Below are 24,878 nucleotides of genomic sequence, written 5' to 3'. Positions count from 1 at the left end.
CAGCCCTACATCACGGGCTTTATCTGCTGTTTCGTATATTTCTTCGGGCTGATGGATGATGGATCGAACTATCCCCGAAGACCATCTCATACTGAAAATAATCATCAACACGATAAACAATCACTGTTGCTCCATGAATACCGACTAAATGTTTAATTACCACAAGCTTACTTCATTAATCTAGAAGAGATAATGAACGCAGTCAAATAAATATTAGTTACACCCAGTTACTTAGATGGTAACTGGGTTTTTTACTAGGTAATGTTGAGTTTATCCTAAAGCTCCTGGCAGAAAAAAGTTACAGGCGATACCCATGATGACGATAGCAATAATTAAAGGCATTATCAAATTCCTAAGTTACGCGATTATAATTTCCTAACTTAAAGGAAAAGAGTGACATTTCTGGGACATCAGCAAAAATAGCCTCTCTATAGAGCTTAAAGGTTAATAAATCTCGCACTACTCTGAATCAGCGGATAAGCTTTGCGTTCATCGTTAGTTAGACAGTTTTAGTATTTCCAGATTCAATATTTCCCAATCAAACTTAGATTTAATTAGCTAATTTCTTCGACTTTAGCTACATCTAGCAGTGTCTTAAGAACCGAATCGGGATTCAAACTGATAGAATCAATTCCCAACTCAACCAAGAAACGGGCAAATTCAGGATAATCACTGGGTGCTTGACCGCAAATACCAATCTTGCGCTGATTTTTTTTGGCTTTCTCAATTATCATCTTTACCATGCCTTTAATAGCTTCATTGCGTTCGTCAAAAAGATGCGTAACTAATGCCGAATCGCGATCGAGTCCCAAAGTTAACTGAGTCAGATCGTTAGAACCGATGGAAAAACCGTCAAAGATTTTGCTAAATTCATCGGCTAAAACAACGTTGCTGGGAATCTCGCACATGACGTATACTTGCAAACCTTCTTCCCCTCGCTTCAATCCGTATTTTTCCATTTCTGCTAATACTTTACGCCCTTCTTCTGGGGTACGACAGAAAGGAATCATGGGGATAACATTAGTCAATCCCATTTCTTCTCTGACTCGTTTGAATGCTTTACACTCTAAAGCAAATGCTTCGCGATAATTTTCATCGTAATAACGAGATGCACCGCGCCAACCCAACATCGGATTTTCTTCCTGAGGTTCAAACTGTTCCCCACCGAGGAGATTAGCATATTCGTTACTCTTGAAGTCAGATAAGCGTAAGATAACTGGTTTCGGATAAAAAGCCGCCGCAATTGTACCGATTCCTTGAGCTAGTTTATCGACAAAGAAATCTGGTTTATGAGAATACAGGGCGGTTAACTTGCTAATTTCATGTTTGACTGGAATGTTTTTTAGTTTTTCAAAGTTAATTAATGCCAGAGGATGCACCTTAATATGATTGGCAATAATAAACTCCAAACGTGCCAAACCAACTCCATCACAAGGAATCGAAGCTAAACTCAATGCTTCATCTGGATTGCCCACATTCATCAAAATTTGCGTGCGTGTGCGAGGTAATTTATCTAGTTGAATTTCTTCTACTTCAAAAGGTACTTTATCCTTATATACCTTTCCTTCTTCGCCTTCGACACAAGATATGGTTATCTCAATACCTTTAGCAATTTTATCAGTTGCATCACCACAACCGACGATCGCAGGGATACCCATTTCACGCGCTACAATCGCTGCATGGGAAGTGCGTCCACCTTGATTAGTAACGATCGCGCTGGCTTTTTTCATGATTGGTTCCCAGTCTGGATCGGTTCGATTGGTGACTAAAACTTCTCCAGTTTTAAAGTCCGCACTATCGCGCACATCTAAAATTGTCTGGGCGACTCCAGTACCAATTGTTGCTCCTACAGCACGTCCATTGGTTAATATTTCACCTGTACCGAGTAATTTATAGGTACGCAAAATATTAGCCGATTTTTGCGATTGGACGGTTTCGGGGCGCGCTTGAACGATAAATAATTCTCCTGTCTGACCATCTTTTGCCCATTCAATATCCATCGGTGTGTATACACCCCGTACTTGGGAATAATGATCTTCAATAATGCATGTCCATTTTGCTAGGGTAAGAATTTCTTCATCGGCGATCGCATATTTCTTTCTGGCTGATTTGGGTACAGTAATATTTTTCGTCAGTCTTTCGCCGCCGAGATCGTAAATCATTTTGATGCTTTTACTACCGAGACGTTTTTTAAGAATCGGTCGAAAACCTTCTTTCAATGTCGGTTTAAAGACTAAAAATTCATCTGGGTTAACCGCACCTTGCACGACGTTTTCTCCCAAACCATAGGCGGCGGTAATTAATGCAGCATTTTTAAAACCAGTTTCCGTGTCGATGGAAAATATCACTCCCGATGCAGCTAAATCGGCACGCACCATCTTTTGTACGCCAACGGAAAGGGCAACTTCAAAATGATCGAAGCCTCTTTGGGTGCGATAGGAAATAGCGCGATCAGTAAACAGAGATGCAAAGCATCTATGGGCTGCTGCTAATACGTTTCTGACACCGTGGACGTTGAGATAGGTTTCTTGTTGTCCTGCAAAACTGGCATCTGGTAAGTCTTCGGCGGTAGCGCTAGACCTTACTGCTACATCGGTGTCGTAGCTATATTCTTGACATTGCTGTTGATAATCCGCTTCAAAGCGATCGCACAATGTTGTATCCGCACCGTAACGTTCGCACAGTTGTAAATAAGCGTCACTAATTGCCTCGTCTAATTCTTGAGGAAAAGGGGTATTTAAAATTAATGCCCGTGCTTGCTTGCCTCTTTGTCTTAAGTTGCTGACATCTTCTACGTCTAGATCGGCAAAAATTTGTCTTAGTTTGGTTTCCAATCCAGCCTGTTTGATAAAATAACGAAAAGCATGGGCAGTAGTCGCAAAGCCCGTCGGTACACTGACACCTTTGGGTATTAACTGTTGAATCATTTCTCCTAAAGAAGCATTTTTTCCGCCTACCAAGGCTATATCTGCAATTCCTACTTCTTCAAACCAAAGGACAAATGCTCGTTCTTTTGTGACTTGTGTCGTTGTTTCTGAAGCTAGATTTACCATAATGAAAACTTGCCCTTAATTTTCTGATGAATTTTACTAGATACACAACAATTAAATCGAGCTAACGATAATCACATTTTTTAGTAATTGCTCAATTATTTCAAGTTTATGTTTTTCTTTTTTTCTTTCTCCTGTGATTGAAACCATCCCCTCGCCCACTCGAATATCTAAATTTTTGGCTTCAATTCTAGGTACTTCAACTTTGAATACTAGTTCTGTGTCTGTTTCTATTAAAGCGATCGCTGGACTCCAGAATAGATCATCAAATAACTGATCATCATTTTCAGACTAGAAATTCAGACTAGAAAACAATTGTGATTATTTTGTGAGTTTCGGCAATTTTAAAACAATTAGATGCTTAAAATTAATCACAAAACTAACTAATCTATATGTCATGACTGCACAATATTTACAGTGGAATCCAGAGGACTATGCGAAAAATTCAGATGCTCAATTACAATGGGCGCGATCGCTTACTAAAGACTTAAACTTAACAGAATATAAGTCTATTCTGGACGTAGGTTGTGGTGACGGCAAAATTACCGCTGACTTTGCTGCTAATTTGCCTCAAAATCGAATAGTTGGGGTAGATAGTTCACCTGAGATGATTGCTTATGCTGCTGAACAATATCCCCCTAGCCAGTATCCTAATCTTAGTTTTGCTTGCGTTGATGCGCGATCGCTTGATTTTAATCAAGAGTTTGATTTAGTTTTCTCCAACGCCACTCTTCACTGGGTAAACGATCATCAAACATTTCTCAAGGGTGCGAAGACAGCGTTAAAAGAGCGGGGAAAATTAATTATTTCCTGTGGGGGAAAAGGTAATGCAGCGAAAGTTCTAGATACTTTTGCCCAGTTAACAGCTATGGATTTGTGGAAGCCTTATTTTGCAGATTTTGATAATCCTTATTTCTTTTATGGACTTGAAGACTATCAAACATGGCTACAACAATCTGGCTTTGCCGTTAAACGCTTAGAACTAGTCCCCAAAGACATGACTCATCAAGGGAAAGCAGGATTAGCTGGCTGGATACGCACCACCTGGATGCCTTTTACTAAATATGTACCAGAATCTCAGCGTGACGATTTTATTGCTCAATTTGTTGAGTTATATCTGGCTAAAAACCCTTTGGATGCTCAAGGTTTCAGTCATGTTGCTATGGTTCGGTTAGAAGTTAATGCCAATTAATGCTTCCCCTTAGCAAAGTTAATTATAAACTTTTTGCTTTTTGACTTCTGACTTGATTTATTTAGTTTGACAGATGTTGCCAGTATAGTTACATAGCAACAATGAATATGAAATGACCCAGACAAGAATTGGCTTCAATCTCTGGGTAATCAAAACTAATTATGATTAACCGCTCTTTTCCATGGCGCAATTTTATCGTTACTATCTGTCTAAGCTTTATACTCATAAGCCTGACCTATGTATTTCCGACGACTAATCAACCATTGCTGGCTCAATCGGATCTCAATCTTCAATCCGACATTATTTCCCTGCAAGCACGTATTAGCCGTTTGGAACAAGAAGTAAGCAGCCTTAGAAGCTCTAATTCTCGACCCCTTGAGCTAACTCCTCCGAAACTAAATCAGCCTTCTACTCCGCCCAAGTCTCCCACAACAATAGGTAACCCTCCCGCAGTTGATGGACAGGTAATAGGGCGCAGCGATCCTTTATACGCAAGATTGGCGACATTATTAATTGAACTCAAAGAAGAAGTTAGGAGTCTCGATCGCCGTTTGACAAAAATTGAGTAAACTACCCCTTAAAGCCATATTTTTTGCTCAAATTAATATTTTTAAAATTAGTAAAGCAAATTTATTGTAGCCGTACTTGCCCTAAGTTTAAGTGTAAATACTGATATTTACCCTAAATTCTTTTGGATTTATAATCTTGCTTTAAAATAAAAAAACACAAAACACAAGTGTTAGTTAAATAGAAATATTTAATTGACTTAAACAGCGATCGCCCATATGATGATCCCTTCATTAGTCTAAATCGGCTAACCTCAACCTCCAAAACAATCAAAACAATAGTTATAAACATCGTCAACTGTAAATTATGACTATAACTCCTGCACAGGAAGCGATCGCCAATTTAATCAATCTAGCCGAACGCGGAGAAATCGATCCCTGGGATGTTCCTGTGATTAGTATTATTGATCGATTTTTGGCTGAACTAGGCTTAATCGGAGAAACCGAATCTCCACACCAAGAGGCAGACTTACCCCGTTCTGGTCAAGCTTTTCTGTGGGCATCAATGTTAGTACTGCTCAAAGCTGATAGTCTGAATCAAATAGAAGAGGAACTAGCAGATATAGATGCAGATGATTTTTTTGCTGAAGAAATTTATTTAGATCTCGAAAAACGGTCATTACCTGCTAATTTAGAACAGCATTTGCGTCGTCGGACTTCGGTTCAACCAATCAACAAACGTCGAGTTACCCTACAGGAGTTAATCGAACAGCTAGAGCATATTGCCGCAGAGATTGAGGCTGTTGCCACCGATGGCTCTCCCCGTCGCACGCAACGTTCCCGTAGTGCTGCCATTAAAGCGATCGCGCAACTTGCCCACAATGAAAATTTAACCGAGTTAGCAGCCCAGCTAGAAAATTTTCTACACCTTAATTTGTCTCATTTATCGCCCAACCAAGATTATGTAGACTGGGAACAGCTATTACAAAAATGGCAAATTGATAAATTAGCCAAAATGGAAGTCAAAGAACACTTAGATTCAGATCGGGCAGGGGTCTTCTGGGCATTGCTATTACTTTCGGCACAGTCGAAAGTTGAACTGTTTCAAGAAGAGTTTTACCAAGATTTAAGTATCCGTCCTTTAAATTCGTGTTTGCCAACTTGATTCTTCGGTGAACATTGTTGATACACTGGAATAGTTTAAATAGTTATTTTTAAGTCTGGTTGAGGAGAAGCTTGAATGAAGGCCATGATTTTGGCGGCTGGCAAAGGCACTCGCGTTCGTCCCATAACATACACAATCCCGAAACCCTTAATTCCGATCTTACAAAAACCAGTCATGGAGTTTTTGTTGGAACTGCTGCGACAGCATGGTTTCGATCAAATCATGGTCAATGTCAGTCACCTTGCCCATGAAATTGAAGGATATTTCCGTGATGGTCAACGTTTTGGCGTAGATATTGGCTATTCTTTCGAAGGCAGCATTGTTGATGGTAAGTTGGTCGGCGAAGCGGTAGGTTCTGCTGGTGGATTACGCAAAATTCAAGATTTCAATGCTTTTTTTGATGATACATTTATAGTTCTTTGTGGTGATGCTCTCATCGATCTGGATTTAACCGCAGCCGTCAAGCAACATCGAGCAAATGGCGCGATCGCTACTGTAGTTACTAAAAAAGTGCCTAAAGAAGATGTTCCCAGCTACGGTGTGGTGGTGACGGATGACAATGGCAAAATTAAATCTTTCCAAGAAAAGCCCTCGGTTGAAGAAGCTTTAAGCACTGATATTAATACAGGTATTTATATTTTCGAGCCAGAAATATTTGATTATATTCCTCCCAAACAAGAGTTTGATATTGGTGGCGAATTATTTCCCAAGCTAGTGGAAAAAGAAGCCCCCTTCTATGCTGTTTCGATGGATTTTGAATGGGTTGATATTGGTAAAGTTCCTGACTACTGGCAAGCTGTTCGGGGTGTCCTCACCAGAGAAATCAAAAACGTCAATATTCCTGGTACAGAAGTTGCCCCTGGAATCTATACTGGTTTAAATGTTGCGGTCAATTGGGATAAAGTAGACATTAAAGGCCCTGTTTATATCGGCGGCATGACCAAAATTGAAGATGGTGCAAAAATTGTTGGTCCTGCCATGATTGGCCCTAACTGCTATATCTGTAGTGGGGCAACGGTAGATAATAGCGTGATTTTTGAATATTCTCGTTTGGGAGAAGGAATTCGCTTGGTTGATAAACTGGTATTTGGGCGCTATTGTGTCGATAAAACGGGGGCAGCGATCGATCTACAGGCTGCTGCTTTGAACTGGCTGATTACAGATACCCGTAATAATCCTTCCGAACACGAATTAGGTGAGCATAAAGTAATTCAGGATTTTCTAAAAGAAGATAATTAGATTGTTTGATCGGGCGTTCCTTAAATTAGAGAACGTCGATTATTTTATGTTTTTAAACGGTTTTGCCAGCTAGTTGGCAATCTCAAAGGGAACAAATTAAGAATTACCTGTAATTTTATAACTTTTATTGATATAATTACATAATCTCGATGGGCTATAACTCAGTTGGTTAGAGTGTCACATTGACATTGTGGAAGTCGGCAGTTCGAGTCTGCCTAGCCCAACTTCTTAGCCTCTCACTCCTATAAACTTTTTCAGTTTATTTTGGGGTGGTTTAGTTAAAGCGATCGCATTTTAATATTGTCATGCTAAATAGCATAATGCGATCGCGAGTTTTTTATCTATATATCTATCACATGAATATGATGAAATGCTAAACCATCGTCATATCTTTGAAGCTAATCTTCAGATAATCATCTTCCATTTTTGCCCCTGATGGTTGCAGTGCAGCCAAGGCTTGAGGTAGAACTAAATTACGACGATGATTACCAATTCTCACATTTAACTCATCCCCAGTTTTGTTTAGTTGGATTTGTTCTTTGGGAATTCCTGGCAAATATAGGTGTAGGCTAAAATTCCCCTGCTCTTGAATAATCTTAATCGTGTTTTCTTTATAGTAAACTTGGGTCGGATCGTCGTCTTGATATAAAATCTCTTTTAGTTTTTCTAAAGCTTCCATCCCGCACATCTCAGTGGGGAACAAAGGCGCTTCTTTCACAGGCAAGGGATGAAAATTATCATAGATTTCTTGTTTGTATAGGTCTTGATTTGCTTTCCAACGTTCAAAGAAGGGATCGTTAACTTCGTTAGGAATTACACGGTTAGCCACGACTAAATCTGTCGCCACGTTATATAAGCTTAGGTAGGCATGGGCGCGTAAAGATTCTTTAATTACCATTTTTTCGGGGTTCATGACCAAACGTACAGAAGTTTTGGTGTTATCGGTCAAAACTTTTTCCAAAGCTTCAATTTGCTCATAAAATTCATAAGGTGCATCCATCACCTCATTATCAGGTAAGGAAAAACCGGCAAGGGGTTTAAAAAATGGCTCGACCAAAGGTCTTAAAGCAGCAGACATTCCCTGTAATGGCTTATAAAAGCGTCTCATGTACCAGCCACCAACTTCAGGTAAACTTAGCAGTCTCAAAGCCGTTCCTGTCGGCGCAGAGTCAATAATGAGAACATCAAACTCCCCCTCGTCATAGTGACGCTTCATTCTCACTAAACCAAAGATTTCATCCATCCCAGGCAGGATCGCTAATTCTTCCGCCTGTACGCCATCTAAGCCTCTTGCTTGTAGCACTTGAGTAATATAACGTTTAACCGCACCCCAGTTACCTTCTAATTCGCGCAAGGCATCAAGTTCAGCCCCCCAGAGATTAGGTTTCACCTCTTGAGGATCGTGTCCTAGTTCTAGATCGAAACTGTCTGCCAAAGAATGTGCAGGATCGGTACTTAATACTAAGGTTCTGTAACCCAATTCAGCACATCGAAGACCAGTAGCAGCAGCAACAGAAGTTTTTCCCACACCGCCTTTACCCGTCATTAAAATTACCCGCATCTTAAATCTTAGATCCCAAATTAAATATATTTACATTACTTAACTTTATTGTGACGCTTTTTTGCCCGAAAAGAAATTTTGACGTAAAACTGACCAGGGAGAAATATGCCAATAATCGATATGGGAGACAATCAAGTTATCTTGATTAACCCTTAGTTCACTCTTGCCTGGAATAGAGAGACGCGGTTGCCAAGGTAGAGGGGGGGTCATATTTAATGTCCACTCAGTCTTAATTAGTCCTGCTTCTGATTCAATACTATGAACTTTCATCTCAACCTGGCTGAAGAAGTTATTGAGAAAGCCAATCATGGCTTGATACTTCTTGACTCCTCGAAATTCATTCAACGGGTCTTTAAAATAGACATCATCAGCATAAATATCATAGGTTTGGTTTTCAGGAAATCTAGCATAATCTTCTTCGAGAATGGCGATTAAATCCTTTACCTGGGAATTATGAGTACTTGATGATGGATCGTTCATAACTTAAGATTTAAATTGTTCAGAATAATTGCTAGATTCTTGAAGCTGATAGCTGATAGCCATTCGTGACAAGTTAAGGGACTACGTTGTTTGTCAATCGTTTTTAGCTAATAGCTAATAGCTATTAGCTATTAGCTATTAGCTTTTGAGACATTTTTAATAAACTCTAACTTTTTAGAGAGCAATCGCATAAAGAAAAATTTAAGTCCACACTTAGTAGAGAGCAATTAACAAAACACTATATGTAGTAATTGACTAATTCAATTTTTGTTTAACTTGTCAGCAATGGCTGGTAGCTGATAGCCGCTTTAGACTTCAGACCATAAACGCTGTAATTGAGCTTTCCAAGCTGCCAAAAACTGTTCTCGTTGAGCGGGATCTTGATCGACACCACCCATAACCCCTTCTTGATAAAAACGATCAATAGTTTGATAGGTAGACTCTAGACTTTGCCCTTGCGCTTTGGCTGCTTGAACAATTTGCATAATTTGTCTTTCAATTACCTGATTAAAAGGTTCAGACAAACCTTTTTTCGTTAGAGAAATCAAAGCCGCGATCGCACTTTCCAAATCTTCCGTAGTCAAGCTTTCCAAACGATGATGAAATACTCCCCAAAGAACGTTTTGATTGAGGGCATAGCGAACTTCTTGAGTCGTATCAAAATTGTCTGCCAACAGCTGAGGCAATAAAGATTGAGCTTCATCAGCAGTAGCAATAGGAGATAGTAATCTTAGCCAATTATGGTTTTCAGAAAGGATTACCAGTAAATGTATTTGAGAGTTTTTAATTTGCCACGCTTCTTCTACATCATGTTGAATGTCTTGGCTATCAAAAAGGCGTTCGAGGATAGGTGATATTGCCGTTATTTCCATGGCTAGATTAGATTAGATAAGAGCGAGATTTAATCAAATTCGATTTAAGATCAGTTTAATATTTTTCTTTGATTAAACTATCTGCAATTCTATATATTTTGAGTTTGACTTGATGGCTAAAAGACCTGGGCATTCAGGAAAATACAATGCTCTAGCAGAACTAGACTACAGTGGTTACCTGATTCACAGTCGCTGGATGGAATTTGCTTTTCAGCTAGCTAAAACCGCAGCAGACTTAGAAGAAGTCCCCGTTGGGGCAGTAATTATTGACCGTCAGGGAAATTTAATCGCTGAAGCAGTTAACCGCAAAACCAGAGAACAAGATCCCACAGCCCATGCTGAAATTTTAGCAATTCGCACCGCCACCAAAAAAAAGCAAAGTTATTATCTACAAGACTGCACTCTTTACGTTACTCTAGAACCCTGTCCGATGTGTGCGGGAGCAATTATTCACTCTCGCTTAGGCTTGCTGGTTTATGGTGCTGATGACCCCAAAACTGGCGCAATACGTAGCGTTATCAATCTGCCTGATAGCTGTTGTTCCAATCATCGTTTAAAAGTTTTGGCAGGAATCAAAGAAACATCTTGTCGGCAACAATTACAAACCTGGTTTAGTCGTCAGAGATAGACTAAATTTATAATCACTATATATAATAAGCGATTACGCTTCGCGTAGCCGAAGGCATCGCCATTTTGCAATTGTAGTGATTGTTCAAGTTAAAAACTCAAAAACGTTTACTATTAACGAAGCGATCTCACTCCCAGCATCATCAATATCAATAATGTGTCGATTATTAGGTTATCTAGGTTCTTCAATTCAACTAGACCGTATATTGCTTAAGCCAGAACATTCTTTAGTTGTTCAAAGTTACCAGCCTCAACAAATGACCGCAGGATTACTTAATGCTGATGGTTTTGGCATTGGTTGGTATGAACCAGAAAATCCGCCCTATGCCTACAAAAATGTCTTGCCCATCTGGAATGATGCTAATTTACCCCAACTAGGTCGTTACATTAAATCATCATGTTATTTAGGGTATGTACGTAGTGCGACTTCTAACCTTTCGGTAGACATAATCAATTGTCAGCCATTTTTACATCAGAATCTGTTGTTTGTTCACAATGGTTTTATTGACAATTTTCGTAAAACTCTCTACCGACCAATTCGCAACGAACTAGACGATTTTGCCTATCAGCGTATTGAGGGTACTACAGATTCAGAACATATTTTTGCGCTGATTGTCAACGAATTCGAGGTAAACCACAATATTAGTCTGCAACAGGCTTTAGGCCGTACAATTACACGCTTAATCAAATTAGCAGATACAGATAAAATTTCTTTTTCTGCTAATATTATTCTCAGTAATGGTAAGGAATTGGTAGCTTCTCGCTATTCCAACCGTGAAGCAAGTCCTACTTTATACTATATAAAAGACCACCATTTTTTATCTAATGGAGTTTTAATCGCTTCAGAACCTATGTTTAAAGGAGACTGGATCAGCTGTCCCGAAGCAAGTATTATTGGTGTAGGAGAAAATCTTGAAATCAGCGTCAATTCAATCTCTTAGATATTCGATTACCACAGCCTTAACCCAAACGCGATCGCCTACTTTGGAGTTACTGACTCAGATTGATGAATCATTATTTTGCCCACAGATTCATCCCGAGTTTAGTCCGATAGGCTGGCACTTTGGGCATATTGCTTGGACCGAAGCTTATTGGTTGCAACAATTGAGCGATCTTACTTTAAGTGTTCCCAAAACATATCAGCGATTGTTTGCTGCGGATGGACTACCAAAACAGGAGCGTCAAAATCTACCTGCTGTAGGAGCGATTGAAGAGTATCTAAAGACAGTTAGAAGTCAAACTTTAGACTATCTTGCAACTGCCCCTATTGCTCAACAAGAAAGACTTTGGCGCTGGTTAATTCAACATGAAACTCAACATTGCGAAACTATTTCATTTCTGTGGCAACTACATCAGCAACGCCATTTAGATATAGCCAGCTTAAATACGTATCAATTAAGTCCAGCTAAAAATATTGAAAAGATGGTAGCAACCACGATTGATGTGACTGAAATGCTTAAGGTTGAAGGGGGAAAATTTGCGATCGGTAGTGACGCTGTCGACGCTTTAGATAATGAACGCCCTGCACATCAGATCTATCTAAATACCTATTGGATCGATCGCTATCCTGTTACCTGTAGACAATACGCTCAATTTATGACAGCAGGAGGATATCAAGGGCGAGAATACTGGAGTGAAGCAGGCTGGCAATGGTTACAGCAATATCCTGTTAATCAGCCTTTATATTGGTCTAATAATGCCGATTGGTTAGAGCATCCCGTATACGGTGTCAGCTATTACGAAGCAGAAGCCTATAGCAATTTTGTCCAGAAAAGACTGCCTACCGAAGCCGAATGGGAAAAAGCAGCTTTAGGGGCATCTCTCAACTGCAATCATGGTCATTTAATTGGACATACCACTTCTGTAGATACATATGCTGAAACTAGTCACTATGGTTGTCAGGATATGTTAGGCAATGTTTGGGAATGGACAGCCTCTTGGTTTGATGGTTATCCAGGATTTAGCCCTTATCCTTATCCAGGCTACTCACAAGTATATTTTGATGGTCAGCATCGAGTCTTGCGGGGTGGTAGTTGGGCAACCAGTAGCGTAGGTATTAGAGCTAGTTTTCGTAACTGGTATCATCCTCAAGTTAGACAAATCTTTGCAGGTTTTCGCTGTGCCAAAGATTAAACTATCTAATTATTCGGCGTTGCTAGATAAAAGTATAGTTTTTAATTTTACTGCCAGCTAGTTCAATCAAAAAAGCTAAAAGCTAATAGCTAAAAGCTGAAAGCTATAAAACGAGACACATGTAAGTCATAAATTAAATTATAAATTACCAACGCCAATTATTAATTATTCTTGATCACGTTTTTTGGACTCTGGCAGATCGATAAAAACTTGCTGATTAGCTTTAATTCCCTCCAGAATTTGAGTTTGCTCTCCTAGATATATGCCCACCTTAACAGGCTTAAAAACTGGTCGATCATTTTGATCGGGAATCATAACTCCCTGCTTACCATCTTCAGTAAAGATTGCCACAGTCGGCACAACTAAACTATCGCTTAATTTCTTGCCGATAAAAGTAACGTCGACATTCATTTTAGAACGTAAAACATCCTGACCAGTAAGTAGCTTAACTCGTACCTCAAAGGAAGTAACGTTTTCTTCAACAACTGCTTCAGGAGCAATACGCTTGACTTCGCCTGTAAATTCGCGATCTGGATAAGCATCAGCCACAATTTTGACTTTTTGTCCTGGTTGTAGCTGACCAATATCCAATTCAGGAACTTTAGCAATAATTTCTAGTCCTTGAGCTAATGCCAAAATTGAACTAGCCGAAGCCGAAGCTGTATCAGAACCAGAAGTACTCGGCGCAACGTATGCTCCTTCTACTGCATATCTTTGGGTCACAATGCCATCAAAAGGAGCTTTGACGATACTATCGTTATACTGAATCTGTGATTGCTCTAAAGACATTTCTGCCTTTTCTAAGGATGCTTCTAAAGCAGCAATTTCATCGGGTGCAGTTGCCCGTTTTTGCTCTAGCACAATTCTCGATTCGGCAATCTCTGCTTTAATCTGTTCAACTTCTCCACTACTAGTATTTTGTAGCTGTGCTAATTTTTGTCGTAGCTCATTAATACTAGACTGAGCATTTTGCGAATTATCACTAATCTCATCAAAGGTATCCTGAGAAATTGCTCCTTGCTTTAACAGATACTCGTTACGCTTAACCCTCTGCTGTACCAAGTTTAAACGAGATGTGGCAGCATTTATTTGCGCTTTAGTTTGTTCAATATCGCGCGGAATTCTATTTTGAACCTGATTTAATTTTGCTTCAAGCTGCCTTAACTGTTCCTGAGATTGAGCAATGTCAGCATTTATTTTTGCTTTCTGTTCGCCAAAAGTTGCGCGATTTTGCTTTAAGTCCGCTTGTGTCTGACCAGCTTGAACCGCCAGTTCAGTGTTTTCCATAATTGCCAGAGTTTGACCAGTCTTAACGCGATCGCCTTGTTCTACCAGCAGTTTTACTAGTCTTCCTGGATCTTTGGGACTAACGTTGACGTTTTTAATCGGCTCAACCCTACCACTGGCTTCAATCTCAAGATTAAGATCTTGTTGCTTAACGGGTACGGTTAATTCTCCAATCTCAATTTCTGAGTTATTGCCTTTGACTACTTTGTAGGTAGTCAAACCGATTAGAGCTAAACATATTGCTACTATACTTGTAGCCACAACAGGACTAGGTTGAAAATTTTTGTTTATAGATAATTTCATATATGTTGTTTAATTCCGAAATATATATTTACTATCTAGATCTGGATTAATTGAGTTAGATGAATCTTGTTTTCACACAGTTACTACTTTATGGTAGCTATTTTGCCTCAGTAAATGCTCTACATCTTGCGATAGTTACATCTCAAGCTCTTAGGGATTTAAAAAACATTCTTGACCATTACTTTTATAGTTCCCAGAAATGCCTTTTCAATGCTTATGAGCTATCTGCAACAAAGAAAGGTAGGAAAGTTCCAGTAGATTTTGCCTATTGAGCGATCGCTTTAACTCAGTCTTTAATTCGCTAAATAGAGCCTGACGCTGCGTCGATGCCAGTTTAATATAAGGAGAAAGAGTACTTAGTAATGTCAGGTAGTCATCTACAGTATAGGTAACGGTCATAACTGCCTGGTGAGTGATTAAATCTTGAAAATAACCTGAAGCGATCGTCTTTTGAGCTATTTTGCCAATATTGCGCTGATAATCCTGATGACTCTCATATTTGCCTAATTCAGGTGCATGGGTTTGATATATAGCTTGGCAACTTTGATATATTTCATAACTGGGTTGAGGAGGTGTATTCCAGAGCAAAACTAGTAACCCATTATCATTTAAAGCTGCTGCGGTTTTAGCATATCTGGCTTCTGGGGTGATCCAATGAAAGGAAGTTGCTGCAACTACAACATCAAACTTCTGTTTCCCCAACTCCCACTCTTCAAAAGTATTGTTAATTACCTCTACGTTGCCATAAGCTGCACATTTATCTCTTGCTATGGTGCAAGCAGCTTGACTCGGCTCAAGACAGACTATTTTTGCTCCTAAGCGAGCCAATTCAACCGTAGCAATCCCCACTCCCGCACCAATTTCTAAAACTGATTTTCCCTGTAAATTTGCTATTTCCTGCATCCGAGCCAAAATTTCAGCAGGATATCTTGGTCTTGTGCGATCGTAAGCTGATGCTACTGAATCATACCAAGTACTTTTATCAGCACAGCGATAGATATTGTCTAATAGATTATTTAATAGACTTGATTTATTTCTTGCTTGTCTTTCTTGGCGATCGCGAAATTCACCGAAGGCATCGCTCATATATTTAATGACCCAAAAATAATTCTCAAGATAGATTAAATAAAGTTACATAAATTAATATATATTGCTATAATAATTTACATAAGTTAATTTAGCGCTATTTAAACTTTGAATTTAAGCGTAGTCAACTTATGGCAATAGTTTTAGATACACTTCTCACTTTATATATATAGTTTATTTAGTTTTTATATTGAACTACTAGATTATTTTGAGCGAAAGCAACTTCTAGAGCAAACAATCTTTTCATAATCAACCTCAGTCTGGTAACTGGGGTCTTTTTTTTGCAATGAGCAATGAACAATGAACAATGAACAATGAACAACTATCAGTAATTAGTAAACCCGTTGTAGCGATTCATGGATTGTTCAATACCTTGTTTTAAGCCTAATTCGATCGCTTTAACCGATATGTATAATATTTCGTTGATCGCTTTAAATTCTTCGGGGGCAAACTTACCTAATACGTGGCTGATCGTGCCTTTCTCCACCTCAGATTTACCAATTCCAATTCTGAGACGGGGAAACTCTTGACTGCCCAAATGAGCAATAATTGACTTCATGCCATTATGTCCTCCAGCAGAACCTGATAGACGCATCCGTAATCTGCCTACGGGTAGATCCATGTCATCGTAAATAACTAGCACGGAACGAGGTTCAACTTTATACCAGTCTGTTACTGCTCTTACCGATTGTCCTGAGCGATTCATGTAGGTAAGCGGTTTTAATAACCGAACTTTTTGTCCTCCTTGGGTAACTCCTTCAGCAAATAGCCCTTGAAAACGTTTATTTTCTTTCAAAGGCATTTGCCAAACTTTAGCTAGCTCATCGACTGCGGCGAAACCAATATTATGTCTAGTATTGTCGTATTTTGGTTCAGGATTACCTAAACCCACAATCAATTCAGGAATAATCAAAGCAGTCGAATCAGCAATCACAGGATATTAAAGAAAAAGATAAGCAGAGTAAATTGAGCTTTAGTTAGATTGAAATAAAGCCTCTAGATAAACTTTAGCGCAGGCGCGGTGGCTTTGATCTGGATCGATTGCCTGACTAGTGTTGTTTTGCAACAGAAATAAGGATAGAGCAGCAGCAAAGACACGATCTTGATCCCAATGAGGATGAGTTTCTAAGTAACTTTTTAAGGAAAAGTGCAGTTCTTCGGGGATATCAGCCAAAATACTTACGTTTGAGTTCATGGGTTGGTTAAAAGCTCCTAAAAATGAAAAATATTGTTTGATCTTGTGTGATTAAACACCATGAATGACATCAAAAGCGCACCGCAAAAGATTTTAACGATCGCTATTGTTATCTTCCAGGGTTAAAAACTAGCGATGGGCATCAACAGGTTTTTGATTTTAGATTACAGGGCTAATTTCTGATTTATAGGATTTAGCCTAATAAGATGTTTGTTGATTCATTGTCCTCTTAAAAGGGGTCAGTTTGTCAATGCTAAGAAAGATTAAGTTGAGTCTTAAATTTTTGCGATCGCTACGTAAAATATATGCTTATGCCTATTTTTTTGTTACGTTTCTTGATAAAACTAGGTTGTGAAAAGATTAATTATCGGTAAAAATTCAAAATCCACCGCCTGATACTCAAGGCTTGATTACTGCGTCGTACCCTGTGGAAAAAGCTGGGTAATATGTGGAAAAACTGAAAATACATTGTGGAATTACGGGGGAATTGAGAAGCTGAAACCGTTGCTTAGAATAAGTTTTAATAATTTTTCCTTGACTTTTGAAAAAAAGTTCAAAGGTACTGATCGATGACCAATAAGTTAAGAACAGTGACTATTTACTACTCAATTCTGCTGACCACCATTTGTTAGCTAGAGCAGTTATTTCTGCAAGTTCTGGTTCAGAAATTCGCTTAATATGGCTTAAAACCAGGTTCATTCTCCCCAAGGATTTAAGGCGATCGCGATGACGATTAAGAAAATCCCAATAGAAGAAGTTGAAAGGACAGGCTTGTTCTCCTGTGCGATCGCGATGGTTATATTTGCAGTTACCGCAGTAGTCGCTCATCTTGTTGATGTAGTTAGCCGATGCAGCATAGGGTTTGGAGGCTAATAACCCGCCGTCAGCGAATTGTCCCATACCGAGGACGTTTGTTTGCATTACCCAGTCGTAAGCGTCAATAAATGCGCTATGAAACCAGTTTTCTAATTCTTGAGGATTCACTCCCGCAATCAAAGCGAAATTGTTTAACACCATCAGCCGCTGAATATGATGACCATAGGCTACTTCTTCCACCTGAGTCAGAGTTTGATGGAGACAGTTCATGTCGGTTTTGTTAGCGTCCCAATAAAACTCTGGTAGGGATTGATGATGTTTAAACCAGTTGCTTTCGGTGTATTCTTCGTATTCCTCATTCTGCAAGAAGTAAATCCCGTGCATATACTCGCGCCAACCCAGCACCTGACGGATAAAACCCTCAACGCTGTTTAGGGGTAGCTCTTGCTCATGATAAGCCGTTTCAATCGCCTCAATTACCTCTATGGGTTCAAGTAATCCTAGATTAAGATAAGGAGATATTAAACCGTGCCACATCGTATACTCCCCTGTAATCATGGCATCTTGATAAGTTCCAAACTGGGGTAAACAATGCTCGACAAAATAAGCTAAAATTTCTTGAGCTTGAATTCTGGTAACACCCCAATTAAACGGCTCAAGTTTGCCATAATCAGAAAATTGCTCTTGTTTGACCCATTCAATTACCTCTTGAGTAATCTCGTCAGGTTGAAAAATCAAAGGTTTGGGAGTCTGCAAGTTTTTCTGGGGTGGTTTGCGGTTTTGTTGGTCGTAATTCCATTTGCCACCAAGAGGTTTTTGCTCCTCCATCAGAATATTAAAACGCTTTCTCCCTGCTCGATAGAAATCTTCCATCAGCATTCTTTTGCGGGATTTTGCCCAAGTCACAAATTCCTCACCACTCCAGAGAAAATGGCGATCGCTAAGAAACGTTATTTCACAGTTTAAATATGTTAAATCCAGGCTTTGAATGTGCTTGAGGAAAGGGCGATCGCAGGGAGTTGTAATCTGTAATTCCGTAATTTGATGTTCCCCGATCCATTTAGCTAGAGGAGTTACAAAATCTGTAGCAATTTCATAAGTCACCTGCCAATTATCAGCCTGTAATTCTTGGGCAAAATGACGCATTGCCGACCAAACTAAGACTAACTTTTGCCGATGATAAGTCCGTTGTCTACCATGGTTATTAGACTCAATCAAAATAACTGGCGTTTGCTGCTTGTGATCTTGATTGTTTTGTAAGCTTAACTGCTGCTTCGTGAGGCGATCGCCTAAAATCCAAATACCAATCATGAATAATTATTGATTACTAGTTACTAATTATTGTATAAAAAATCACAATGAAAATAATTGAAAACTTTAAGATGGCGACTTCAACCCTCCTCGCCAACAAAATGCGTAGCAGCCTGACAATGTTGGGGATCATCATTGGCAATGCTTCAGTAATTGCCATGGTGGGTGTCGGACAGGGGGCAAAAAATCTTGCTTCAGAACAGTTTGAGTCTCTTGGCCCTAACGTTCTCTTTATTGTTCCAGGTTCAGAAGAAGAACGACGCACCACCTTTAATCGGCCTCAAACTTTGGTCTGGGAAGATGCGATCGCGATCGCCGAACAAGTACCGAGTATCAAGGAAGTTGCTCCTCAAATCAATGCTAACCAACTAATCACCTATCGTAATCGCAATGCCAACGAGCAGGTTGTGGGGACAACTCCAGAATATCTAACCACCCGCAGTTTCACTGTAGATCGAGGCAGATTTTTTAGCGATTTAGATATTAAGCGCAATCAGCGAGTGGTAGTCTTGGGATCGGAGATCGCCGAGAAGTTTTTTCCGCAACAAAATCCTTTAGGCAAGAAAATCAGGGTCAAGAATATTAATGTAGAAGTGATTGGGGTTTTGGAAGCTAAGGGTTCATTTTTGGGCGACAATCAGGATCGTACGGTGTATTTGCCTCTTACTACCATGGCAAGTCAGGTTGTGGGAGATACTTCTCCTTATGGTACAGGAGTGAGCTTTATATCCATCGCAGCTAATGACGAGGACAGCATTCGTGCTGCGAAACTACAAATTGAAAATCTACTGCGTCTGCGACATCAAATTATCGGCAAAGATGATTTTAGCGTCAGAACGCAAAAGGATGTCTTAGAAATCGTTGGCACTGTTACTAGTGGTTTAACGGTGTTGCTGGCTGCTATTGCAGGTATATCACTTATTGTAGGTGGAATTGGCGTGATGAATATTATGTTAGTAGCCGTTACCGAAAGAACCAAAGAAATTGGTTTGCGCAAGGCAATTGGCGCTAAGTCGACTGATATTCTCTGGCAATTTTTGATTGAGGCGACTATTCTCTCGGCTGCGGGAGGAGCGATTGGTACCGTGGTTGGAATCACAGGTATTGTGATTGTGGGTGCTGTTTCTCCCCTAGCGCCGACGATTTCTCCTGTGGCAATTGTTTTAGCTGTCGGCGTTTCAGGGGCGATCGGTCTTTCTTTTGGCGTTTTTCCTGCTAAAGCTGCCGCCAAGCTCGACCCCATTGTCGCACTTAGAAGTATCTAAACCTAAAACAGATCACAGAGGAAAGATGCTTAAAGATTAAGCCTGAGTCTCGATCAAAATATGATTTAATATTCTCTAAAATCAACTAGAGTATTTTTATATGGAGTTTTGTTGCTTTGCTGTACCTTTTGCGGTGATAATTGCTTTTAGAGATGTATTGGCTTTGAAGATTACTCATCAAATCTAAAAAAAAGCTGTTGTTGTTGCAATTTTCTTGTTTTTAATTGACTATAAATTAAGCATAAAAATTGCCTAGTTTTTAAAAATTGTGTGCTTTAAATTACTTTTAAAAATCTCAAAAGATTTATAATTCATCCTATCTAAAGTTAAGCTTTAATTTGTTTAGCTGAATATAAGATGTTTAATACTGTTTTGGCTTTATCTGTATAACAACCTCTAAATCATCAATGAATCATGCTATTTTTAGCTTGGCTAAGACAGAAATAATTAAGGAGCTAGGTTGCTTTCCTGCATTTATTGCTCCTGCAATCAAGTCATCGTTAATTTACCAAAGTTTAGTAGAGCAAACTTTATTCGCTTATATCAATAATCCGCTGCCTGCTCAGTTTAAAGAAAAGTTATTTGTAGTTTTATCTCGTTATTTTGGGATCAGTTATTTTACCATTTGTCATAGCTGTACGCTGCGATCGCTAGGAATCTCCGCCACAGAAATTCTGGCATTGGAAAAACTTCAGTATCCCCAATCAGAGATAGAAGTGGCAGCGGATCTTGAACTTCTTAGTCAACAATGGCGCAAAGGTGGAGAATGGCAACATGATTCTGAGCTAGAAATTAGTTTGCTGCGTTGTTCTAGCTTAATTTTTTTGCACCCCCAAGAGACAGTTAATTTATCAGTCGAGTTGCAAGAATTGTTGGGTACTGTTTACTATCATTATTTAATTGTTTTTTTGGGATATATCAAGCTTTGTCATCAGTGGATACGTAGCAATCAATATGTTGAACATCAACAGGATCGTCGCTCTCAACTACATCTTGGCCCTCTGCTTTTAGAAAACATTGAGCTAGCTCAGTTTTTAACGGCGAAGGTAAAACCCACAACCTCTTTGACAGTCAATCTGCCAGCAATTCGCCAGAACAATCTGGTCAAAGCAAACATTAATCATTCAACTCAAGTTTTATTGCCGAAGTTCAAGCAAAAAATTATCACTGCTCTAGCTGAGGAAACTTTTCCCGTCATGATTCACAATCGTCAGGGAGAAATTATTCACCTTAATCGTAATTGGCTGGAGGCAACTGGTTATGATGCACAAGAAATATCGACGATGCAAGAATGGCATCAGAAAGCTCACCTCAGAAAAAGAGAAATAGTTAAGCTACCAGTTAATAATTGTCAACCAAATCATCGAGATCATCAATATGTTGATTCTACTCATCAAACGGCGGTTAAGGCTAGCACTACTTTGCAGAAAATTATCAACTCATTAATTGAAATTGCTCCAGCAGTAACTCAAACTAAAATTAAGACGCAAATGCAACTAACTGATGCGGTTCGGAGTGAGGTAACAGTAGTGGCTAAAAATGGCGCACAGCTTGATTGGGAACTGTATTCAACTACATTAAGCTTTGAAAGTGAAGCAAATGAACTAGTTATTTCCATTGCCAAAGATATTACTGATCTTGTCGATCATGAAGCCAAATTAGTAGAGTTAGAAGCCAAGCTGAGATTAGTCTTAGAGGCTACGAAAACAGGTAATTGGAGTTGGGATTTAACTACTAATCAGGTTGATGTTTGCCATCAAGGTCGAACTATTTTAGGCTTGGAGAATTTTGATGGCAGTTATGAAAGTTTTTTGCAATCAATTAATCCTGAAGAGAGAGAGTCGGTAGATTTAGAAATTGCCAAAGCAATTCAGGCACACCAAGATTTAAATTTAAAGTACTCGGTGGTTAAATCTGATCAACAAGTTTTGCAAATCCATACCAAAGGTAAGTTACACTACAGTCCTAAAGGTAAAGCAGTTCGCCTAAATGGGGTAGTTATCGATATTACTGCAACGAAGCAGCAAAACAATCGTCTATCATCAGCAATCGGCTCTACTTTAGATTGTGACTTGCCCGAATCTGATTTATTGATTATGCAAGAAAATACGGCTCAATCTTTATCAGAATTGAGAACAATCATCGACTTATTGCCTTACTTTTTATTTGTAGTAAATGTTAATACCAACAGTATTTCTTTAATGAATTCTGGATTAGCCATCAGCCTGAATTTAGCCAAAGAGGAAGTAAATGGCAAAGCGATCGCCGAATGTTTTTCTTGGGAATATGCTCAACAAATCAACTGGCAACATCAGCAGGTAACCATCTATAAACAAGTGCTGCGTATTCAAGAAGAAGTAACCTTGCCTGATGGTATTCATTATTTTGATACAGTGGTGACACCTCTTTATGACGCTCAGGGCAATATTTATTCTCTACTGCGGACTTCCAGTGATATTCCCGATCTAGCTGCTACTCAAGAAGCTCTATCTCAACGGACAATTCAGCTAGAAGCAGCCAATCGAGAATTAGAATCTTTTTCCTATTCTGTTTCTCACGATCTACAAGCACCTCTAAGAATTATCAACGGTTTTAGTCAGGTACTCTGGGACAATTATCTGCCCAACTTAGACGATCGCGGCAAACATTATCTTCAGAGAATTCAGGCAAACAGCAAGTGGATGAGCGACTTGATTGATGCTCTGTTGGAACTATCGCGAGTGACTCGCAGCCAAATGAAGCCTGTACAAGTAAATCTCAGTGCGATCGCTCAAGATATCATCGAAGAATTGCAAGGAGAAGATCCCGAACGCCAGGTAGAAGTAAAACTTGCTCCTGATTTAGAAACCAAAGGCGATTCCCAACTTTTAAGAATCGTGCTTTCAAACCTACTACATAATGCCTGGAAATATACTTCCAAGCGATCCCATCCTCGGATTGAATTTGGGATCATCGCCGATAATATCTCCCAACCGATTTATTTTATTCAAGATAACGGCGCAGGATTCGATCAAAACTATGTTGATAAACTATTTACTGCCTTTCAAAGACTTCATACTCAGGCTGAATTCCCTGGCACAGGCATTGGACTTGCTACCGTACAGCGGATTATCTATCGTCACGGGGGAAAAGTCTGGGCAGAAGGAGAATGCGATCGCGGTGCAACTATCTATTTTTCTCTTTAGCACATACCGTTTAAAATAATATTTTTAGCTTTTTTCCTGGTAAACCTACGTAAATTGACTTTGTGGTCTAAAATCTTAAATAAAATCGATAATTATAAAGTTTTATTAAGAGAGAAATAACCCATGTACATTGTGCAAATTGCCTCCGAATGCGCTCCCGTCATTAAAGCTGGTGGTTTAGGGGATGTCGTTTACGGATTGAGTCGAGAATTAGAAGAGCGAGGACACTGCGTCGAGCTAATTCTACCCATGTATGACTGCATGAGATATGACCATATCTGGGGTTTGCATGATGCCTATCTTGATTTGGGTGTGCCTTGGTATGGTGGTGAAATTAAGTGTGATGTCTTTTGTGGTTGGGTACATGGTAGACTTTGCTTCTTTATCCAGTCAAAAAGCCAAGATCAGTTTTTTAATCGGGGTCATGTTTATGGTAGCCATGACGATCCGATGCGGTTTGCTTTTTTTAGTAAAGCAGCTATGGAATTCTTACTCAAAAGTAACAAGCGCCCTGATATTATCCACTGTCATGACTGGCAAACAGGCTTAGTTCCTGTCATGCTTTATGAGATGTATCAATACTACGGTATGGAGCGTCAACGAGTATGCTATACAATTCATAACTTCAGACATCAAGGCAGCTGTGGCAAAGAGATTCTAGCAGCAACAGGTTTAAATCGACCAGAATACTACTTTGATTATGCTCGTCTTCAGGACAACTTTAATCCCTTTGCTCTTAACCTCATGAAAGGGGGAATTGTTTATGCCAATTACGTTAATACCGTTTCCCCTCACCACGCTTGGGAAGCTCGTTTTACCGACGTCGGCTATGGCTTAGGTCATACTCTAGCCATCCATCAAGACAAATTTAGTGGCATACTCAACGGGGTTGACTACAATTTCTGGAATCCAGCCACAGACAAATTAATTCCCGCTAACTATGACATCGATAATTTAAAAGATAAAGCCAAAAACAAACAAGCCCTACGTCAAAGACTATTGTTACAGGAGTCCGATCGACCTTTGATTGCCTACATTGGTCGTTTAGACGAACAGAAAGGAGTACATCTAGTACATCATTCTATTTACTATGCTCTTGAGCATAATGCTCAGTATGTACTATTAGGTTCAGGTACATCCCCAGAAGTCAACAATAAATTCCTCCACGAAAAATACTTCCTTAACGATAATCCTGATGTACACCTAGAAATTGGCTTTGACGAAGAACTAGCCCATTTGATCTATGCAGGGGCAGATATGATCGTTGTTCCCAGTAATTTTGAACCCTGCGGTTTAACTCAGTTAATCAGTCTTAAATATGGCACAGTGCCAATTGTACGGGGTGTCGGTGGCTTACTCAGTACGGTATTTGACCGCGACTACGATCCCGATCATGCGCCCGAAAAACGCAATGGCTATGTATTCTATCAAATGGACAATGCTGCTTTAGAATCGGCAATGAAAAGAGCGATCGGACTTTATTATGACTATCCAAAAGAATTTGAACAGTTAGTTCAGCAGGGGATGGAATATGACTATTCTTGGCAAGCTGCGGGAAGTCAGTATCTTAATGTTTATGAGTATATTAGGTATAAGTAGTTACTA

At 39.4% G+C, this 24,878-nt stretch carries 21 protein-coding genes and 1 tRNA gene; 11 read left to right on the top strand and 11 right to left on the bottom strand.

Translation table 11 applies throughout. The features are described from left to right. Positions 1-19: 19 nt before the first annotated feature. The 3 genes from C7B62_RS25560 to C7B62_RS27040 all read right to left on the bottom strand — a co-directional run bounded on the left by C7B62_RS25560 (position 20) and on the right by C7B62_RS27040 (position 3,284). Complete coding sequence (locus C7B62_RS25560; protein WP_158260614.1) at positions 20-163, bottom strand: hypothetical protein; 144 nt, start codon at positions 161-163, stop codon at positions 20-22. A 391-nt stretch (positions 164-554) separates the two neighbouring features. Beyond that, complete coding sequence (gene ppsA / locus C7B62_RS02610; RefSeq protein ID WP_106233050.1) at positions 555-3,053, bottom strand: phosphoenolpyruvate synthase; 2,499 nt, start codon at positions 3,051-3,053, stop codon at positions 555-557. A gap of 51 nt (positions 3,054-3,104) precedes the next feature. Beyond that, positions 3,105-3,284 carry an Hsp20/alpha crystallin family protein gene (locus C7B62_RS27040; RefSeq protein WP_370303738.1) on the bottom strand — a complete coding sequence of 60 codons (180 nt, stop codon included), beginning with the start codon at positions 3,282-3,284 and terminating at the stop codon, positions 3,105-3,107. Between the two features lie 163 nt (positions 3,285-3,447). Between C7B62_RS27040 and C7B62_RS02600 the strand changes: the two genes are divergently transcribed. From C7B62_RS02600 to C7B62_RS02580, 5 genes are all read left to right on the top strand, one after another. Further along, the gene (locus C7B62_RS02600) at positions 3,448-4,242 is read left to right on the top strand and encodes a class I SAM-dependent methyltransferase (protein WP_106233048.1); all 795 of its coding nucleotides are present in this window, start codon (positions 3,448-3,450) and stop codon (positions 4,240-4,242) included. A gap of 161 nt (positions 4,243-4,403) precedes the next feature. After that, entirely contained in the window at positions 4,404-4,811 is a 408-nt protein-coding gene (locus C7B62_RS02595) for a hypothetical protein (protein WP_233219779.1), read from the top strand. 304 nt (positions 4,812-5,115) lie between these two features. Beyond that, positions 5,116-5,913: a segregation/condensation protein A gene (locus tag C7B62_RS02590; protein WP_106233047.1), complete on the top strand. Its 798-nt coding sequence runs from the start codon at positions 5,116-5,118 to the stop codon at positions 5,911-5,913. A gap of 75 nt (positions 5,914-5,988) precedes the next feature. Next, positions 5,989-7,152: a sugar phosphate nucleotidyltransferase gene (locus tag C7B62_RS02585; RefSeq protein ID WP_106233046.1), complete on the top strand. Its 1,164-nt coding sequence runs from the start codon at positions 5,989-5,991 to the stop codon at positions 7,150-7,152. A 150-nt stretch (positions 7,153-7,302) separates the two neighbouring features. Further along, positions 7,303-7,376: transfer RNA gene (locus tag C7B62_RS02580), tRNA-Val, on the top strand. A gap of 149 nt (positions 7,377-7,525) precedes the next feature. Here the strand turns inward: C7B62_RS02580 and C7B62_RS02575 are convergent. The 3 genes from C7B62_RS02575 to C7B62_RS02565 all read right to left on the bottom strand — a co-directional run bounded on the left by C7B62_RS02575 (position 7,526) and on the right by C7B62_RS02565 (position 10,065). Further along, positions 7,526-8,713: a TRC40/GET3/ArsA family transport-energizing ATPase gene (locus tag C7B62_RS02575; RefSeq protein ID WP_106233045.1), complete on the bottom strand. Its 1,188-nt coding sequence runs from the start codon at positions 8,711-8,713 to the stop codon at positions 7,526-7,528. 45 nt (positions 8,714-8,758) lie between these two features. Beyond that, positions 8,759-9,193, bottom strand: a complete 435-nt coding sequence (locus C7B62_RS02570) for a DUF2358 domain-containing protein (RefSeq protein ID WP_106233044.1) — start codon at positions 9,191-9,193, stop codon at positions 8,759-8,761. Positions 9,194-9,501: 308 nt separating this feature from the next. Then, positions 9,502-10,065 carry a hypothetical protein gene (locus C7B62_RS02565; RefSeq protein ID WP_106233043.1) on the bottom strand — a complete coding sequence of 188 codons (564 nt, stop codon included), beginning with the start codon at positions 10,063-10,065 and terminating at the stop codon, positions 9,502-9,504. Positions 10,066-10,261: 196 nt separating this feature from the next. Between C7B62_RS02565 and tadA the strand changes: the two genes are divergently transcribed. From tadA to C7B62_RS02550, 3 genes are all read left to right on the top strand, one after another. Further along, complete coding sequence (gene tadA / locus C7B62_RS02560) at positions 10,262-10,693, top strand: tRNA adenosine(34) deaminase TadA (protein ID WP_106233061.1); 432 nt, start codon at positions 10,262-10,264, stop codon at positions 10,691-10,693. A gap of 154 nt (positions 10,694-10,847) precedes the next feature. Then, a complete protein-coding gene (egtC, locus tag C7B62_RS02555; protein WP_106233042.1) occupies positions 10,848-11,633 on the top strand; it encodes an ergothioneine biosynthesis protein EgtC in 786 nt (261 codons plus the stop codon). After that, the gene (locus tag C7B62_RS02550) at positions 11,605-12,825 is read left to right on the top strand and encodes an SUMF1/EgtB/PvdO family nonheme iron enzyme (protein ID WP_106233041.1); all 1,221 of its coding nucleotides are present in this window, start codon (positions 11,605-11,607) and stop codon (positions 12,823-12,825) included. Before egtC ends, C7B62_RS02550 begins: the two co-directional genes overlap by 29 nt. Positions 12,826-12,990: 165 nt before the next feature. Here the strand turns inward: C7B62_RS02550 and C7B62_RS02545 are convergent, their stop codons facing one another. From C7B62_RS02545 to C7B62_RS02525, 5 genes are all read right to left on the bottom strand, one after another. After that, positions 12,991-14,415, bottom strand: a complete 1,425-nt coding sequence (locus C7B62_RS02545) for an efflux RND transporter periplasmic adaptor subunit (protein ID WP_106233040.1) — start codon at positions 14,413-14,415, stop codon at positions 12,991-12,993. 207 nt (positions 14,416-14,622) lie between these two features. Beyond that, positions 14,623-15,501 (bottom strand): class I SAM-dependent methyltransferase, encoded by an 879-nt coding sequence (locus C7B62_RS02540; RefSeq protein WP_106233039.1) that lies wholly within the window; start codon positions 15,499-15,501, stop codon positions 14,623-14,625. Between the two features lie 325 nt (positions 15,502-15,826). Further along, positions 15,827-16,432, bottom strand: a complete 606-nt coding sequence (gene pth, locus C7B62_RS02535; RefSeq protein ID WP_106233060.1) for an aminoacyl-tRNA hydrolase — start codon at positions 16,430-16,432, stop codon at positions 15,827-15,829. Between the two features lie 42 nt (positions 16,433-16,474). Further along, entirely contained in the window at positions 16,475-16,696 is a 222-nt protein-coding gene (locus C7B62_RS02530) for a DUF2811 domain-containing protein (RefSeq protein WP_106233038.1), read from the bottom strand. A 594-nt stretch (positions 16,697-17,290) separates the two neighbouring features. Continuing rightward, entirely contained in the window at positions 17,291-18,823 is a 1,533-nt protein-coding gene (locus C7B62_RS02525) for a cryptochrome/photolyase family protein (protein ID WP_106233037.1), read from the bottom strand. A 47-nt stretch (positions 18,824-18,870) separates the two neighbouring features. Between C7B62_RS02525 and C7B62_RS02520 the strand changes: the two genes are divergently transcribed. The 3 genes from C7B62_RS02520 (at position 18,871) to glgA (ending at position 24,872) form a co-directional block, all read left to right on the top strand. Next, positions 18,871-20,088 (top strand): ABC transporter permease, encoded by a 1,218-nt coding sequence (locus C7B62_RS02520; protein ID WP_106233036.1) that lies wholly within the window; start codon positions 18,871-18,873, stop codon positions 20,086-20,088. A gap of 407 nt (positions 20,089-20,495) precedes the next feature. Next, positions 20,496-23,273 (top strand): ATP-binding protein, encoded by a 2,778-nt coding sequence (locus tag C7B62_RS02515; RefSeq protein ID WP_106233035.1) that lies wholly within the window; start codon positions 20,496-20,498, stop codon positions 23,271-23,273. 123 nt (positions 23,274-23,396) lie between these two features. Further along, on the top strand, positions 23,397-24,872 hold the full coding sequence (gene glgA, locus C7B62_RS02510) for a glycogen synthase GlgA (protein WP_106233034.1): 1,476 nt from the start codon (positions 23,397-23,399) through the stop codon (positions 24,870-24,872). The last annotated feature ends 6 nt before the right edge of the window (positions 24,873-24,878 follow it).

This window comes from Pleurocapsa sp. CCALA 161 (genome assembly GCF_003003995.1).
Lineage (GTDB): Bacteria > Cyanobacteriota > Cyanobacteriia > Cyanobacteriales > Xenococcaceae > Waterburya.
Note: the sequence above shows the minus strand (reverse complement) of the source record. Positions and strands in the feature narration are given on the sequence as shown.

Coding starts and splice junctions, on each gene's coding strand:
- C7B62_RS02520 (WP_106233036.1), top strand. CDS start 18,871: ATGAAAATAATTGAAAACTTTAAGATGGCGACTTCAACCCTCCTCGCC.
- C7B62_RS02570 (WP_106233044.1), bottom strand. CDS start 9,193: ATGAACGATCCATCATCAAGTACTCATAATTCCCAGGTAAAGGATTTA.
- C7B62_RS02585 (WP_106233046.1), top strand. CDS start 5,989: ATGAAGGCCATGATTTTGGCGGCTGGCAAAGGCACTCGCGTTCGTCCC.
- C7B62_RS02530 (WP_106233038.1), bottom strand. CDS start 16,696: ATGAACTCAAACGTAAGTATTTTGGCTGATATCCCCGAAGAACTGCAC.
- C7B62_RS02525 (WP_106233037.1), bottom strand. CDS start 18,823: ATGATTGGTATTTGGATTTTAGGCGATCGCCTCACGAAGCAGCAGTTA.
- glgA (WP_106233034.1), top strand. CDS start 23,397: ATGTACATTGTGCAAATTGCCTCCGAATGCGCTCCCGTCATTAAAGCT.
- C7B62_RS02600 (WP_106233048.1), top strand. CDS start 3,448: ATGACTGCACAATATTTACAGTGGAATCCAGAGGACTATGCGAAAAAT.
- C7B62_RS02590 (WP_106233047.1), top strand. CDS start 5,116: ATGACTATAACTCCTGCACAGGAAGCGATCGCCAATTTAATCAATCTA.
- tadA (WP_106233061.1), top strand. CDS start 10,262: ATGGAATTTGCTTTTCAGCTAGCTAAAACCGCAGCAGACTTAGAAGAA.
- C7B62_RS02565 (WP_106233043.1), bottom strand. CDS start 10,065: ATGGAAATAACGGCAATATCACCTATCCTCGAACGCCTTTTTGATAGC.
- C7B62_RS02545 (WP_106233040.1), bottom strand. CDS start 14,415: ATGAAATTATCTATAAACAAAAATTTTCAACCTAGTCCTGTTGTGGCT.
- C7B62_RS02595 (WP_233219779.1), top strand. CDS start 4,404: ATGATTAACCGCTCTTTTCCATGGCGCAATTTTATCGTTACTATCTGT.
- C7B62_RS02540 (WP_106233039.1), bottom strand. CDS start 15,501: ATGAGCGATGCCTTCGGTGAATTTCGCGATCGCCAAGAAAGACAAGCA.
- C7B62_RS02515 (WP_106233035.1), top strand. CDS start 20,496: ATGAATCATGCTATTTTTAGCTTGGCTAAGACAGAAATAATTAAGGAG.
- egtC (WP_106233042.1), top strand. CDS start 10,848: ATGTGTCGATTATTAGGTTATCTAGGTTCTTCAATTCAACTAGACCGT.
- C7B62_RS02575 (WP_106233045.1), bottom strand. CDS start 8,713: ATGCGGGTAATTTTAATGACGGGTAAAGGCGGTGTGGGAAAAACTTCT.
- ppsA (WP_106233050.1), bottom strand. CDS start 3,053: ATGGTAAATCTAGCTTCAGAAACAACGACACAAGTCACAAAAGAACGA.